Below are 15331 nucleotides of genomic sequence, written 5' to 3'. Positions count from 1 at the left end.
ATTTTGGACATACTCTCGCTGATCCCGCAATTTGGTGGGCTGGTCTATACGATTGCCGCATTCGTCGTGGCGTTGTCCGTCATCGTGGCGGTGCATGAATACGGGCACTACATCGTTGGCCGCTGGTCGGGGATCCATGCCGAGGTGTTCTCGTTGGGGTTTGGTCCGGTGCTTTGGAGCCGAATGGACAAACGCGGCACCAAATGGCAGATCGCTCTGTTGCCTTTTGGCGGTTATGTGAAATTCCTGGGCGATGCCAATGCGGCCTCGGGCAAGGATACCGAGACGATGGCCGAAATCACCACGCAAAGCCCCGAAGAATTGCGTCGGACGATGCATGGCGCACCGCTTTGGGCGCGGACTGCCACGGTTGCGGCCGGGCCGGTCTTCAATTTCGTTCTGTCGATCCTTGTCTTCGGTTTGATCTTCTGGTCGCAAGGCGTGACCCGTGAGCCACTGACGGTCGGATCGCTGAAACCTTTGCCGGGCACTGTGCAGGAGCTTCAGGAGGGGGACGAAATCGTTGCGATCGCCGGCATTCCCACGCCTGATTTCGATCAGGAGGGGGCCTGGACCGAGTTTACCGAGGCGCTGCCGGTGCAGCCGGTTCTCGAATACACTGTCATCCGCGACGGCCAGACTCTCGACGTGTCGGCCCCGTGGCTATTCCCGCCCTTGATCCAGCAGGTCGCTCCGCGCAGTGCTGCGATGGATATCCAGTTGCAGGCGGGCGACGTCATCACCTCGGTTGATGGCGACCCGATTTTTGCCTTCGAACAGCTCAAGGAAAAGGTCGAAAGCTCGGACGGAAAGGTGCTTTTGCTGGACGTCTGGCGCGACGGCGCCGAGTTGGAATTTGCGCTGGCGCCGCGTCGCACGGATGAACCACAGGCGGACGGCGGCTTCAAAACCGAATGGCGGATTGGAATCGTCGGCGGCATGATGCTGGTGCCGGCGACCGAACCTGCGGGTTTTGTTGACTCGCTGCATGGCGGTGTCATCCAAACCGGCCGCATCATCGAGGGGTCGCTGTCCGGCATATGGCACATGGTCACCGGTGCGATCAGCACCTGCAACATGTCCGGACCCATAGGTATCGCGGAAACCTCAGGCGCGATGGCGAGCCAAGGGGCACAGAGCTTCATCTTCTTCATCGCGGTTCTGTCTACTGCTGTAGGCTTGCTGAACCTGTTCCCAATCCCGGCATTGGACGGGGGGCACCTTGTTTTCTACGCCTATGAAGCCGTCGCAGGGAAACCGCCCAGCGACCGAGCTTTGCAACTGTTGATGGCGGTGGGGATCACGTTGATTCTCAGCCTCATGATCTTCTCGGTAAGCAACGACTTGTTCTGCTGATTGTGGCGGCATTGACGCGTTGCGGTCGCAAAATTGCCTCAATTCAAACCTAGTTTGTTTGGGGTAATTTTGCCGAGACATGCAATCAAGCGGGCTGTGACCAATGACCAAGGCATTGCGGAATTCCTACCGAGGCTTCAGTTTCCTGTTCGTGTTGAACTGGGACGCGTTGCTCAGCTTTGGGCTGACCGCTCTGGCATTGGCCGGTGCCGCATATCTGGCCGGCATGTGATTCCCCATACCCAGCTGAACGAGCCGAGCGCGACCGATCCGGTCGCGTTTTTCGTTTGTGCTTTTGACAAGGCCCACCAGAGCGGCTACTCAACTTCTAAAGTCCGAAATTCTAGGTAGAGACAAAAATGGCTTACAGGAGAGGCGCGGGCACATCCTGCGGTACTGCGCAACCGCACGGCAACATTTTGTGGCGAGCACTAACGTTTTTTTTCCTCTTTGCGGCAATGAGTTTTACGGCGGTACCGCAAGCCGCCCAGGCCCAGACCTACACGATTTCGTCGTTCGATGTTCAGGGCAACCGTCGCATTGAGACGTCCACCATCATCGCCCGGACAGGAATCACACCCGGCCAGTCAGTCACTGCGGGCCAGTTGAATGACGCCTACCAGCGTTTGCTTGACAGTGGTGTTTTTGAGACAGTCGAATTGACCCCGCGCGGGAACACTCTGGTGATCGAGGTCGCCGAGTATCCGACGATCAACAAGATCAGCATCGAGGGCAATCGCCGCGTCAAGGACGACGTGTTGATCCAGGCAATCTCGTCGCAGCCTCGCCGGGTGTTCACCCCGCAGGTCGCGGAGTCCGACGCTGACAAGATCGCCGAAATCTACTCGGCGCAAGGGCGTGTGTCGGCCACTGTCATTCCGCGGATCATCCGCCGCAGCGACAACCGGGTGGATCTGGTTTTTGAAGTCGCCGAAGGCACCACGATTGAGATCGAGCGCGTCAGCTTTGTTGGAAACCGTGCATATTCCGACCGTCGTCTGCGCCGTGTCCTTGAATCCAAGCAGGCCAACATCCTGCGTACCTTCCTGCGCGGTGACACGTTCATTGCCGACCGCATCGAATTCGACAAACAGGTTCTGCGTGATTTCTACCTGTCCCGCGGCTATGTCGATTTTCGGATCAACAGCGCCAATGTCGAGTTCACGCGTGAGCGCGACGCCTTCTATCTGGTGATGAACATCACCGAAGGTCAGAAATTCTCGTTCGGCAACATCTCGACGGTCAGCGAAATCCCGGGCGTTGATGCGGCCGAGTATCAGAAGGCCCTCAAGATCAAACCTGGTGTTACGTATTCGCCAACTCTGATTGAGAATTCGATCGCTCGGCAGGAGCGTCTTGGCCTGAAGCAGGGTGTCGACTTCCTGCGCGTTGAGCCGCGCGTGACCCGCAACGACCGTGACCTGACGCTGGATGTTCAGTTCGTGCTGACCAGAGGCCCGCGCATTTTCGTCGAACGGATCGACATCGAGGGCAACACGACCACTCTGGACCGGGTCATCCGGCGCCAGTTCGACACGGTCGAGGGTGACCCCTTCAACCCGCGCGAAATCCGGCAGAGCGCCGAACGTATCCGGGCCTTGGGTTTCTTCTCGGTCGCGGATGTGGAAACCCGCGAAGGGTCCAGCCCCAGCCAGGTGATCGTGGACGTGGATGTCCAGGAGCAGCCGACCGGTTCACTGGCGTTGGGCGGCAGCTACTCGGTTTCCGACGGTTTCGGGATCGCCATCCGGCTTGAGGAGCGAAACTTCCTCGGGCGCGGTCAAGAATTTGGCCTGACGCTGTCGACAGCGCAGGATTCTGAGCAGTACGTCATCAACTTTGCCGAACCGTATCTGCTGGGCCGCAAACTGCGTTTTGATCTGGGCTTTGGTCTTTCGAGAACCAATTCCAGCTTTGCCAGCTATGATACCAAGAGCGTGTTCTTTAATCCGCAGCTCAGCTACGCGATCGGCGAGCTGTCTTCGTTGCGGCTGCGGTACAACTGGAACAACTCAGAAATGACGCAGCAAGATGATGAAACCAACGGGGCCGTCATCGCATCGGAGATTGCACAAGGGGAGCGTTCAACCAGTTCTCTCGGGCTCGCTTACGTCTACGACAGCCGACTGGGTGGCCTGAACCCGAATGCCGGTGTTCTGTTCGAGGTTGGCGTGGACGCGGCCGGCCTTGGTGGAGACAACAAGTACTTCAAGACTTCGACCCGGGCGATTGCCCAAACTAAGGTGCTGAACGAGGAGATGACGCTGCGTGCGTCCTTCGAGGCCGGCGCGCTTCATTGGCAGGGCAACGATTTCAGCCGAACCATTGATCGCTTTGTCTTAGGTCCAAACACTTTCCGTGGCTTCGAGCCGGCCGGTATCGGCCCTCGTGACCTGTCGAACGGGCAGGATGATGCGATCGGCGGCAACTACTACTGGGTCGCCCGGTTCGAGTCGGACTTCCCCTTGGGGCTGCCCGAGGAACTGGGGCTGCGCGGCGGTGTGTTCTATGACATCGGCAACCTGTACAACATTAACAATGTTGATACGACGGGTGCCAATATCGTCGGCGCAGACGGCTCGATCCGTCAGGTTATCGGCGTCTCGCTGCTGTGGGATACGCCGTTCGGTCCGCTGCGGTTCAACTTCTCGCAGGCCGTGAAGAAGGAAGACTTCGACAAAGAGCAGAACTTCGACTTTACCATTCAGGCACGGTTCTGACGTCCATGGTCAAGACGATATCGAAGTTTGTACAGGGCCCGTCACGGGCCCTGTGTGTTTTGATCTTCCTGGTAGTGTCGCTCCCAGTGGCCGCCCAGCAGTTGGGTGTACCGCAATCCGGCGTGCTGACCATCTCGAGCGACCGAATATTTACCGAGTCAGCATTCGGGCGACGGGTTTTTGATGAGATCGAAGAAGAAAGTGCTGCGCTGGCCGCTGAAAATGAACGCATCGTTGCCGAGCTGAGCCGCGAGGAAAAAGAGCTGACGCAAAAGCGCGAAGTTCTGAGCCCTGAGGAGTTCCGCCCGCTTGCGGAAGCCTTCGACCGAAAGGTCCAGTCTCACCGCGAGGGGCAACGCGCGAAACTGGATGCTCTGGCGCGCCGCAGTGACGAGGCGCGCAATCAGTTCTTTGAGCTGGCGCAGCCCGTGCTCATCGACCTGCTGCGTGAAACAGGCGCGTCGCTGATCATCGAACGATCCAACGTGTTTCTCAGCTCGGACGCCTCGGATGTTACGGCCATCGCCATCCGCAAGATCGATGCTGCCATCGGCGATGGATCGCAGCTGGAAGAGGGCGACAAGCCATAGCGTGGCTTGCCCTTGGGTACGGGTATTGCTAACCACGCGTGAACGAGACCCCGAGAACAGGACATCCTGAAAATGACCACGGAAACCAAGAGCGCCGACATTCAGCTGATCCAGCGGATCCTGCCGCATCGCTATCCGTTCCTGCTGGTTGACAAGGTTGTCGAGATCGACGGCTATCAGTCGGCGGTCGGCATCAAGAACGTCACCATGAACGAGCCGCATTTCCAGGGCCATTTCCCCGGTACGCCGATCATGCCCGGCGTGACCATCGTCGAAGCGATGGCGCAAACCGCAGGTGTTATGCTGGGCGTCGGCATGGATGTCATCGACAGCGAACTGCTGATCTATTTCATGAATATCGACAAGTGCAAATTCCGCCGCAAAGTGGTGCCGGGTGACGTGCTGAAAATGCATGTCGAAACCGTTCGCGGCAAGAAGGGCGGCAAGATCTTCAAGTTCAGCGGCCGCGCGACCGTTGACGGCGAAGTGGCGGCCGAGGCCGAGTTCTCGGCCTATGTCGATTGGGATATGGAAAAAACAGCATGAGCCGAATTCATCCCAGCGCGATCATCGAAGACGGCGCTCAGATCGGCCAGGACTGCGTAATCGGCCCGTTCTGCCATGTGGGGCCACAGGTGCGTTTGGGCGACCGAGTCGAGCTGAAGTCGCATGTGGTTGTCACCGGGGATACCTCGATCGGTGACGACTGCGTCATCTTCAACTTTTCGGTGATTGGTGAAATCCCGCAGGACCTCAAGTTCGGGGGCGAAAACACGCGGCTGGAAATTGGCAAGCGAAACCGCATCCGGGAACACGTTACGGTCAATACCGGCACCGAGGGTGGCGGCGGCGTCACTCGCATCGGCGATGACTGCCTGCTGATGGCCGGGGTCCATGTGGCCCATGACGTACAGATCGGCAACCGGGTGATCATGGTGAACCATTCCGGCGCCGCCGGCCACTGCATCATCGAGGATGACGTGATCATCGGCGGCATTTCCGGCTTGCATCAATGGGTGCGCGTGGGCCGCGGTGCCATCATCGGAGCGCTGACCATGGTGCCCAACGATGTCATCCCTTACGGCCTGGTTCAGGCCTCGCGCGGCGAATTGGAGGGGCTGAACCTTGTTGGCCTTAAACGCCGTGGCGTTTCCCGCGCGGACATTTCGGCCCTGCGTGCGGCCTTTCGCGAACTGTCCGAAGGCGAGGGCACCTTCATGGACCGCGCCAAGCGTCTGGGCGACAGCACAGACAGCGACTATGTGCGTCAGATCGTGGAATTCGTGACGGGCGAAAGCGATCGTTCGTTCCTGACACCAAGGAAATAGGATCATGCTGGCTCTGATCGCGGGAACAGGGGTTTTGCCGGACGAACTGGTTGCGCACCTGCCGGAACGCCCCTTGGTTTGCGCGATGGAGGGATTTCAGCCCGACACTCTGACGCCAGACGTGACCTTCCCGCTCGAGCAGTTGGGCAGCTTTGTCGCCGAGCTCAAAGCGCGCGGCGTCACAGATGTATGCCTCGCAGGTGCGGTCCGCAGGCCAGACATAAACCCCGCCCGGATTGACGCGCAGACCATGCCCTTGGTTCCGATCATCCAGCAAGCGCTGGTGTCGGGTGACGACGGAGCCTTGCGGGCGGTGATCGGCATTTTGGAGGGAGCCGGACTGCGCGTGCGGGCCGCACACGAGATCGCTCCGGACCTGTTGCCTCCTCTCGGGTGTCTGACCCAGGCACAGCCGACCGAGGCGGAGCTGGGCGATGCGAACCGGGCCGTGGGTGTCCTGCGTGCCATGGGGGCAGCGGATATCGGACAGGCTTGCGTTGTTCACAAAGGCCAGGTTCTGGTTGTCGAAGGGGCCTTCGGCACGGCCTGGATGCTGCAATCTCTGGCCGCTCGCCCTGATGCGGGCGGTGGTATTCTGTTCAAGGGCCCCAAGCCGGGCCAAGACCGACGTGCCGATCTGCCTGCCATCGGCCCCGACACCGTATCCAGCGCCGTTGCGGCCGGTTTGTCCGGCATCGTCATCGAAAAGGGTGGGGTGATCGTGTTGGACCGGCCCCAAGTGATCGCGGAATGCGACCGCCTGGGCCTGTTCCTGCATGTGCACGAGCGGGCCGTCTGATGCGCGTTTTTCTGGTCGCCGGTGAACCGTCGGGCGACCGTCTGGGCGGTGCGCTGATGGAGGGGTTGAAGACCCTCGTTCCGGATATCGAATTCGACGGGGTTGGCGGGCCGCTGATGCAGGCTCAGGGTCTGGTCAGCCGCTTCCCGATGTCCGAGCTCAGCGTGATGGGCCTGGTCGAGGTTCTGCCCAAGTTCTTTCACCTCAAACGTCGCATCGCCGAAACGGCGCAGGCCGTTCTTGATACCCAGCCCGACGTTCTGATCACCATCGACAGCCCCGACTTTTCGCTACGCGTGGCCAAGCAGGTCAAGGCGCGCAGCAATATACGCACCGTGCACTACGTCGCGCCCAGCGTCTGGGCCTGGCGCCCCAAGAGGGCGGACAAAATGGCCAAAGTCATCGACCATGTTCTGGCCCTGCTGCCGTTCGAGCCACCCTATATGGAAAAAGCCGGAATGGAGTGCGATTTCGTGGGCCACCCGGTGGCCAGCGAGCCGGTTGCAAACGACGCGCAGATCGCGCAGTTCCGCGCCGATCACGGGCTGGGCGACGCGCCGATCCTGCTGGCGTTGCCCGGCTCGCGCCGGGGCGAGGTCGATCGGCTGGCGCCGGTATTCGGAGCGGCGCTTGACCTGTATCTGAAAGACCGCCCCGACATGCGGGTGGTGGTTCCGGCGGTCGCGCATGTGGCCGATACCGTAGCTGCCCATGTCCGGTCCTGGCCGGGCCAGCCGGTCGTGGTGGATCCGCGCAACATCGACACGGATGAGGCGGTGGCCACCAAGCGCGCGGCCTTTGCGGCCGCCGAGATCGCCCTCGCCGCGTCCGGCACGGTCTCGCTGGAACTGGCGGCCCAGTCCACGCCGATGGTGATTGCATACAAGCTGACCTGGCTGACCCAGAAGATCGCCGAGCGCATGGTCAAGCTGGATACGGTCACGCTGGTCAACCTGGTGTCCGAGACCCGGACAGTGCCGGAATGCCTGCTGGATGACTGCACGCCTGAAGCCATTTCTGCCGCGCTTGCCGCCGTCTCGGCCGCGCCGAACGCGCAGGAACAGGCCATGGCCGTCACGATGGAACGTCTCGGCCGGGGTGGCGAAGCGCCCGGTCTTCGGGCCGCGCGCGCGGTGTTGGAGCGGATGACGCCGTGATGCTGGACTATGTGGTTTTTGCGGCCTCGGCCTTCATGGCGCAGGTGCTGACCAATCTCGACAACCTCATGGCGCTGGTCGCCCTGATGATCATCACCGGCCCGCAACGCGCGGTTCTCGGGTTTCTGCTGGCACAGGGGCTGGTGATCGGCGCGGCTTTCCTGCTGGCGCTGGGGGTCGAAGATGTTGTGCCGCACTGGGCCGGCTACCTCGGTGGCATCCCTCTGGCCTTGGGGCTTTTAGGGGCCGTCCGACAACTTCGTGGAGCAAATTCCCAAGACGCACCCGCTGTGCCGGGCAGCGCCTCGGCGCTGGTGACAATGCTGTTGTTCACAAGCCTTTCGATGGACACGTTTGCTGTCCTCGCCCCCTTGCTGGCAGACTCGACCCCCGATTTCCGGCTGGCAGGTGTGCTTGGGGCAGGACTAGCCGCGCTCTCACTTGCGATCGTGGGGCTGATCGGTGGGCGCGCCCAGATCATGACGGGGCGCCTGGCGCAACGGCTGGAGTACCTCGTGCCTTATGTCATGATCTGCGCCGGGCTTTATATCCTCAGCAATTCGTGGACCGACGCGGTTCAGTAACCGCGCCAGATCCAGCCGCCGCCGAAGATGCGGCTGCCCTCGGTTTCATAGAACACGCAGGCCTGCCCGGGCGAGACACCTTCTTCGGGCGTCAGCAACTCGACCTCGGCGGTGGTGTTGGTCAGCGGACGGATGATCGCCTCGCGCGGGGGGCGGGTCGAGCGGACCTTGACCGAAACATGCCATTCTTTCTGCGAGGTGAAGGGCGCATCTCCCAGCCAGTTGATCTCGCGCACGGGGATGGTGCGGGTGGCCAACAGTTCCTTTGGGCCGACGACGACCTGCTTGCGATCCACGTCCAGCTTGACGACATAGAGCGGCTCGCTGAGCCCCCCGATGCCAAGACCGCGCCGCTGGCCGATCGTGTAGTGGATCACGCCCTCATGCTGGCCCAGAACGCGACCGTCGGCGTGAACGATCTCGCCGGGCTCGGCCGCGCCGGGGCGCAGTTTCTCGATCACGCTGGCATAGTTGCCGTTGGGGACGAAGCAGATGTCCTGGCTGTCGGGCTTATCGGCTACGCTCAGCCCGTATTGCGCGGCCATCTCGCGGGTCGCGTCCTTGGACGGCAGATGCCCCAGCGGGAAGCGCAGGAACTCCAACTGCTCGGGCGTGGTTGAGAACAGGAAATAGGACTGGTCGCGGTTGGCATCCTCGGCGCAGTGCAATTCGGGGCCATTGGGGCCCATTTTGCGCTGGATGTAGTGGCCGGTCGCCATGCAGTCGGCCTCGAGATCCTTGGCGGTTTCCAACAGGTCCTTGAACTTGACGCGCTCGTTGCAGCGGATGCAGGGCACCGGAGTCGCGCCGGCCAGATAGCTGTCGGCGAACTCGTCAATCACGGCGTCCTTGAAGATGTTTTCATAATCCAGAACGTAGTGCGGGAAGCCGCGTTCCTCGGCCACACGGCGGGCGTCGTGGATGTCGATCCCGGCACAGCACGCACCCTTCTTGGCCAGCGCCGCCCCGTGGTCATAGAGCTGCAGCGTAACCCCAACAACGTCATAGCCCTGATCCGCCAGATACGCCGCCACGACCGAGCTGTCGACACCGCCCGACATGGCGACGACCACCCGCGTTTCCGACGGGGGTTTGGCAAAGCCAAGCGAGTTGAGCGGAGTCTCGGTATCGAGGGCCATGGGCTGTTCCAGTCCGGGTTAAGAAAGACCGGCAGAATATAGGAAAATTCTACGCACTCTCAAGGGGCGGTTTCACCGCGCATTAAGTAGACTGCCGTCAGCTTTGTGGCACCAGAAAAAGGGTCGAAAGATGTATTTGCACAAAGTTGAGGGACCAAGGTCAGTTACCCTGCCGGATGGGTCTGTTTTGTCCCGAGCGGATTTGCCGCCTGCGGATACGAAACGCTGGGTCGCATCAAGAAAGGCCATTGTCGTTCGAGGCGTGCTTTATGGATTGATCTCCTTGTCGGACGCCAAGAAACGATACGGCCTGAGTGACGAAGAGTTCAACACATGGGTGTCCGCGGTCGCCGAACACGGAATCGAGGCTTTGAAAGTGACGGCGCTAAAAAAATATAGACAACCTAAAGGCGAAAACGAATAGTTGATTCAACGGTAACGTCAGATTAACCATTTGTGATCAGGGTTAACCCGAACTGGAATAGTTGACCTGAATTGGAGCAGTGCAATGCGAATTCTTCTTGTCGAGGATGATCCGACCACGTCCAAAAGCATCGAGCTGATGCTGACGCACGCCAACCTGAACGTGTATGCGACAGACCTGGGCGAAGAAGGCATAGATCTGGCCAAGCTGTATGACTACGATCTGATCCTGCTTGATCTGAACCTGCCGGATATGAACGGACATGAAGTCCTGCGTCAGTTGCGCATTGCAAGGGTTGAAACGCCGATCCTGATCCTGTCCGGAGCCGACGACACCGAAAGCAAGATCAAGGGCTTCGGTTTCGGGGCCGACGACTACCTGACCAAACCGTTCCACCGCGAGGAGTTGGTGGCGCGGATCCATGCGATCATCCGCCGATCCAAAGGTCATTCGCAATCGATTATCCGAACCGGAAGAATCGCGGTCAATCTGGATGCCAAGACGGTCGAGGTCGACAATCAGGCGGTGCATCTGACCGGCAAGGAATACCAGATGCTTGAGCTTCTGAGCCTGCGCAAGGGCACGACCCTGACCAAGGAGATGTTCCTCAACCACCTTTACGGCGGCATGGACGAGCCGGAACTCAAGATCATCGACGTTTTCATCTGCAAGCTGCGCAAAAAGCTCAGCAACGCCACGGGCGGCGAGAACTACATCGAAACGGTGTGGGGCCGAGGATATGTATTGCGCGATCCGCAGACGGACACGGTGGAAAACACTCGCTTGGCCGTCGGCGCTTGAAAATCTGACCCATCTGCCACCGCGGTCCAGGGTGGCACTCGCACTCACGGCTCAGCACATCTGGACCTGACCATGACCTCGCCCTATCACTGGGGTCCAAGACGATGTGACAGGGCGAGGCCATGAGCAATTTGATTGCAGTAGAAGATCTGACCGAGGATCAGGCTCGAGAGGAGTTGGCACGTCTTGCGGAACTCTTGCAGCGGGCCAACGACCTGTATCACGGTCAGGACGCGCCCGAGATCTCGGATGCCGAATACGATGCCCTGAAACTACGGAATCTCGAAATCGAGTCGCGGTTTCCGCAGCTAAAGCGCACCGACAGCCCCAGCGATCAGGTTGGTGCGCGGCCGGTGGACGGTTTCGGCAAAGTGACCCATGCGGTCCGCATGATGTCGCTTGGCAACGCATTCGACGATGAGGACGTAGCAGACTTCGTTCGGTCCGTTCGAAACTATCTTGGGCTGAGCGAGGAGGCGCCCCTCGAATTCACGGCCGAACCAAAGATCGACGGTTTGTCGCTGTCCTTGCGTTATGTGGACGGCGAACTGGTGCAGGCGGCAACACGGGGCGATGGGGAAGTTGGCGAAAACGTCACGGCCAATGCGTTGACCGTTTCAGATATCCCTCAAAAGATCGCCGACGCGCCCGGGATCCTGGAGGTTCGCGGCGAAGTCTATATGTCTCATGACGATTTCGAGAAGCTGAATGCCAAGCAGGCAGAGGCGGGGGCGAAGTTGTTTGCGAATCCGAGAAATGCGGCCGCCGGTTCGCTACGCCAGCTTGACCCAGAAGTTACGCGCGCAAGGCCCCTGCGGTTCTTCGCCTATGCCTGGGGCGAACTGTCCGAGCCGTTGGGAACCACCCAGTCGTCTGCGTTGGATCGATTGAAGTCCTTTGGCTTTTCCACCAACGACCTGACTGCCGTTTGCAGCTCGACCGCGCAAATGCTGGAGCACTACCGCGCAATCGAAGAGCAGCGCTCTACGCTTGGCTATGACATCGACGGCGTCGTCTACAAAGTGAACGATTTGTCGTTGCAGGCCCGTCTTGGGTTTCGCTCGACCACACCAAGATGGGCGATCGCTCATAAATTTCCTGCCGAACTCGCCTGGACCCGGCTTGAGGCGATCGACATTCAAGTTGGCCGTACCGGCGCGCTTAGCCCGGTTGCGCGGCTGCACCCGGTGACGGTTGGCGGTGTTGTGGTGTCCAATGCAACCTTGCACAACGAAGACTACATCGCCGGTCGGGATTCGAAAGGCGAGCAGATCCGCGACGGTAAAGATATCCGTGTTGGCGATTGGGTGCAGGTGTACCGCGCCGGCGATGTGATCCCAAAAATAGCCGACGTCGACCTGAGCAAAAGGCCGGAACAAGCTGTCCCGTTTGAGTTTCCGACGAAATGTCCGGAATGCGGCAGCGACGCGATCCGCGAGGAAGGCGACTCGGTGCGGCGCTGTACCGGAGGGGTGATCTGCCCGGCGCAAGCGGTCGAGAAACTGAAGCACTTCGTTTCCCGCAAGGCGTTTGACATCGATGGGTTGGGGGCCAAGCAGATCGAAATGTTCTACAACGACCCGGACCTGCCGATCCGTACGCCGGCAGACATTTTCACATTGCAAAAGCGGGACGCTGCAAATCTGAACAAGCTGGCCAACCGAAAAGGCTGGGGCAGTCAGAGCGCCGCAAAACTCTTTGCCGCGATCGAGGAAAAGCGGACAATTCCGCTGGGCCGCCTTCTGTTTGCGCTGGGTATTCGACACCTTGGTGAAGCCGCCTCGAACCTGATCGCCAATCACTACGGCACGTGGGACGCGCTCGAGCAGGCTGTCACGGCTGCCAGCCAATTCAGCGGACCCGAATGGAATGAACTGCTGAATATCGACGGCGTCGGTGAAGTCATGGCCCGGACCCTGGTTTCGACATTTGCTCAGGACGCAGAGCGCCAAAGCATCGATGCGCTGGTCGCCCAACTGAACGTACAAGAGGCCAAACGGCCGGATACATCGGGCAGCCCAGTCGCGGGGAAAACGGTTGTCTTTACGGGTACGCTCGAAAAAATGACCCGGGCCGAAGCAAAGGCCCGCGCGGAAGCCTTGGGGGCCAAAGTGGCTGGCTCAGTCAGCGCAAAAACGGACTATCTGGTGGCCGGCCCCGGCGCAGGTTCCAAGGCCAAGAAGGCGGCAGAGCTGGGGATCGAAACCTTGGATGAAGACAGCTGGCTGCAGTTGATCGGGGACGCATGAGCGGCCGACCAGAGCAACTGTTCCCGCTTTTTGCAGGGCTCGAGAGGCTGGATGGTATCGGTCCCAAGACCGCACGCCTGCTGGCGCAGACCGGGCTGGAAACGCCACGCGATCTGCTGTTTGCATTGCCATATGCAGTGGTTGACCGGCGGCGGCGTGATACGATCCGGGGCGTCGATCTGCCCAAAACACTCACGGTGGAAGTCACCGTCGGCGCCCACCGCCCGCCGCACAACAGGGGAGGAGCCTATCGGATTTTCGTGCAGGACAGTCAGACCGATTTCCAGCTGGTCTTCTTTCACGCCCGGGCCGACTACCTGAAAAAGGTCCTGCCTGAGGGGGCGAGACGGGTGGTGTCCGGCAAGCTCGAACTGTTTGACGGTACAGCGCAAATGGTTCACCCGGACCACATTCTGCCGGTCGAACAGGCGAACAGCATCCCCGAGTTTGAACCGGTCTATCACCTTACCCAAGGTGTCACCCAAAAGACGGCCTACAAGGCGGCGCAAAGCGCGCTGGCACGCCTGCCAGATTTGGCGGAATGGGCGGATCCTGCACAGGTTGCCCGCCAGAGCTGGCCGACCTGGGCCGATGCAGTCCGGGCGGCTCACACACCGCAAGGTGCCGATGACGTGGCAGCGTTTGCTCCCGCGCGCGAACGTCTGGCCTATGACGAACTGTTCGCCCATCAACTGACTCTGGCTCTGGCCCGACTGCGAGAACGCAAAACTCGTGGAACCGTAAGTGTCGCGACCGGGGCGTTGCAGACCCGTGTACTGGATGCGCTTCCGTACAAACCCACTGGGGCGCAGTTGCGTGCCATACGCGAGATAACCGAGGACATGGGTGCTCCGACCCGAATGAACCGCCTGCTGCAGGGGGACGTCGGATCCGGCAAGACACTGGTTGCGTTCATGGCGCTTCTGGTTGCGGTAGAGGCCGGTGCTCAGGGTGTCATGATGGCTCCGACCGAGATCCTCGCGCGCCAGCATCTGGAGGGCCTTCGCCCCCTGGCCGAGGACGCCGGCGTGGTTCTCGAAATCCTGACGGGACGGGACAAGGGGTCCGAGCGCAAGGCGAAGCTGGCCGCGCTCAAGGCGGGTGACATCCAAATTCTGGTGGGTACTCACGCGGTTTTCCAGAACGATGTGGCATTCCATGACTTGCGTCTGGCGATTGTCGACGAACAGCACAGGTTCGGTGTCCGCCAGCGGATGGAGCTCTCTGAGAAGGGGCAGGGGGCCGATGTTCTGGTCATGACAGCCACACCGATCCCACGCAGCCTTGCGCTTGCACAATATGGGGATATGGACGTCTCGGTCCTGGATGAGAAACCGCCGGGACGCAAACCGGTCAAAACTGCGATTGTCAGCACTTCGCGCATGGAGGAGGTGGTCGATCATCTGCGCCGCGCGATCGAAGACGGAAAGCAGTGTTATTGGGTCTGTCCGCTGGTCGACGAATCCGAGGTCTCCGACCTCACCGCGGCCGAGGAACGGTTCAAACACTTGCGGGCCCAGCTGGGTGACGGAATCGTCGGCCTTGTGCACGGACAGATGCCCCCGGCCGAGAAAGATGCGGCAATGGCCGCCTTTCAGGACGGGCGGACCAAGGTTTTGGTTGCGACGACGGTCATTGAGGTGGGAGTAAACGTCCCCAACGCCACGATCATGGTCATTGAGCGGGCGGAAATCTTCGGGCTGGCCCAGTTGCACCAGTTACGCGGCCGGGTCGGACGCGGGCATGACGCGTCAACCTGTCTGTTGATGTATCAAGCGCCGCTCAGCGAAGGGGGCCGAAGACGGCTGGAAGTTCTGCGAGAAACCGAAGATGGATTCAGAATTGCCGAAACGGACCTCGAGATGCGCGGGGCAGGGGACCTGATCGGGACCGCTCAATCCGGTCTTCCCCGGTTCCAGATTGCCGACCTAGAACGGCAGGCTGGACTTATGGCTGTTGCCCAATCTGACGCGCGTGCGCTGCTGGCTTCGGACCCGAAATTGACCTCGGAACGAGGTCAGGCCGCGCGTGTTCTTCTTTGGTTGATGAAACAGGATCAGGCCATCCGTTTGATTTCAGTGGGTTAGCGGGTTGCGCGCAAAAAGTTCACAAATGTTCTCATAAAGTTCTTTACTGATCCCCGGAAATATGAGAACAAAAGGTCAACAAAGGATTAATTCCCGA

Annotated in this window: 14 protein-coding genes; 13 read left to right on the top strand and 1 reads right to left on the bottom strand. The window is 60.2% G+C overall.

The window, feature by feature from the left end; translation table 11 throughout:
• The first annotated feature begins 3 nt into the window (after positions 1 to 3).
• The 9 genes from rseP to ACR0BA_RS03670 all read left to right on the top strand — a co-directional run bounded on the left by rseP (position 4) and on the right by ACR0BA_RS03670 (position 8534).
• Entirely contained in the window at positions 4 to 1356 is a 1353-nt protein-coding gene (gene rseP / locus ACR0BA_RS03710; protein ID WP_480726495.1) for an RIP metalloprotease RseP, read from the top strand.
• A gap of 103 nt (positions 1357 to 1459) precedes the next feature.
• Positions 1460 to 1588 (top strand): hypothetical protein, encoded by a 129-nt coding sequence (locus tag ACR0BA_RS03705; protein WP_254920122.1) that lies wholly within the window; start codon positions 1460 to 1462, stop codon positions 1586 to 1588.
• Between the two features lie 127 nt (positions 1589 to 1715).
• Positions 1716 to 4076 (top strand): outer membrane protein assembly factor BamA, encoded by a 2361-nt coding sequence (bamA, locus tag ACR0BA_RS03700; protein ID WP_480726493.1) that lies wholly within the window; start codon positions 1716 to 1718, stop codon positions 4074 to 4076.
• A 59-nt stretch (positions 4077 to 4135) separates the two neighbouring features.
• Positions 4136 to 4666, top strand: a complete 531-nt coding sequence (locus tag ACR0BA_RS03695; RefSeq protein ID WP_480726491.1) for an OmpH/Skp family outer membrane protein — start codon at positions 4136 to 4138, stop codon at positions 4664 to 4666.
• 72 nt (positions 4667 to 4738) lie between these two features.
• The gene (gene fabZ, locus ACR0BA_RS03690) at positions 4739 to 5212 is read left to right on the top strand and encodes a 3-hydroxyacyl-ACP dehydratase FabZ (protein WP_093962012.1); all 474 of its coding nucleotides are present in this window, start codon (positions 4739 to 4741) and stop codon (positions 5210 to 5212) included.
• Positions 5209 to 5994: an acyl-ACP--UDP-N-acetylglucosamine O-acyltransferase gene (gene lpxA / locus ACR0BA_RS03685; protein WP_170363500.1), complete on the top strand. Its 786-nt coding sequence runs from the start codon at positions 5209 to 5211 to the stop codon at positions 5992 to 5994. Before fabZ ends, lpxA begins: the two co-directional genes overlap by 4 nt.
• Positions 5995 to 5998: 4 nt before the next feature.
• A complete protein-coding gene (locus tag ACR0BA_RS03680; protein ID WP_170339259.1) occupies positions 5999 to 6793 on the top strand; it encodes an LpxI family protein in 795 nt (264 codons plus the stop codon).
• On the top strand, positions 6793 to 7950 hold the full coding sequence (gene lpxB / locus ACR0BA_RS03675) for a lipid-A-disaccharide synthase (RefSeq protein ID WP_480726490.1): 1158 nt from the start codon (positions 6793 to 6795) through the stop codon (positions 7948 to 7950). The genes ACR0BA_RS03680 and lpxB overlap by 1 nt, the downstream gene beginning before the upstream one ends.
• Positions 7950 to 8534 carry a hypothetical protein gene (locus ACR0BA_RS03670; protein ID WP_174822860.1) on the top strand — a complete coding sequence of 195 codons (585 nt, stop codon included), beginning with the start codon at positions 7950 to 7952 and terminating at the stop codon, positions 8532 to 8534. The genes lpxB and ACR0BA_RS03670 overlap by 1 nt, the downstream gene beginning before the upstream one ends.
• Here the strand turns inward: ACR0BA_RS03670 and mnmA are convergent.
• A complete protein-coding gene (mnmA, locus tag ACR0BA_RS03665; protein ID WP_170367080.1) occupies positions 8528 to 9673 on the bottom strand; it encodes a tRNA 2-thiouridine(34) synthase MnmA in 1146 nt (381 codons plus the stop codon). The two genes, ACR0BA_RS03670 and mnmA, sit on opposite strands and share 7 nt — an antisense overlap.
• Positions 9674 to 9803: 130 nt before the next feature.
• Here mnmA and sciP point away from each other — a divergent pair, with 130 nt between their 5' ends.
• The 4 genes from sciP (at position 9804) to recG (ending at position 15234) form a co-directional block, all read left to right on the top strand.
• Positions 9804 to 10097: a CtrA inhibitor SciP gene (gene sciP / locus ACR0BA_RS03660; RefSeq protein WP_480726488.1), complete on the top strand. Its 294-nt coding sequence runs from the start codon at positions 9804 to 9806 to the stop codon at positions 10095 to 10097.
• A gap of 84 nt (positions 10098 to 10181) precedes the next feature.
• Positions 10182 to 10898, top strand: coding sequence for a response regulator transcription factor CtrA (ctrA, locus tag ACR0BA_RS03655; protein WP_170339250.1), 717 nt, complete (start codon positions 10182 to 10184; stop codon positions 10896 to 10898).
• 122 nt (positions 10899 to 11020) lie between these two features.
• Complete coding sequence (gene ligA, locus ACR0BA_RS03650) at positions 11021 to 13147, top strand: NAD-dependent DNA ligase LigA (RefSeq protein WP_480726486.1); 2127 nt, start codon at positions 11021 to 11023, stop codon at positions 13145 to 13147.
• Complete coding sequence (gene recG / locus ACR0BA_RS03645; protein ID WP_170371084.1) at positions 13144 to 15234, top strand: ATP-dependent DNA helicase RecG; 2091 nt, start codon at positions 13144 to 13146, stop codon at positions 15232 to 15234. The genes ligA and recG overlap by 4 nt, the downstream gene beginning before the upstream one ends.
• Positions 15235 to 15331: the final 97 nt, after the last annotated feature.

The organism is Ruegeria sp. CI5 (assembly GCF_056536885.1).
The sequence above is the reverse complement of the archived record's forward strand: the minus strand, read 5'-3'. Positions and strand labels throughout refer to the sequence as shown.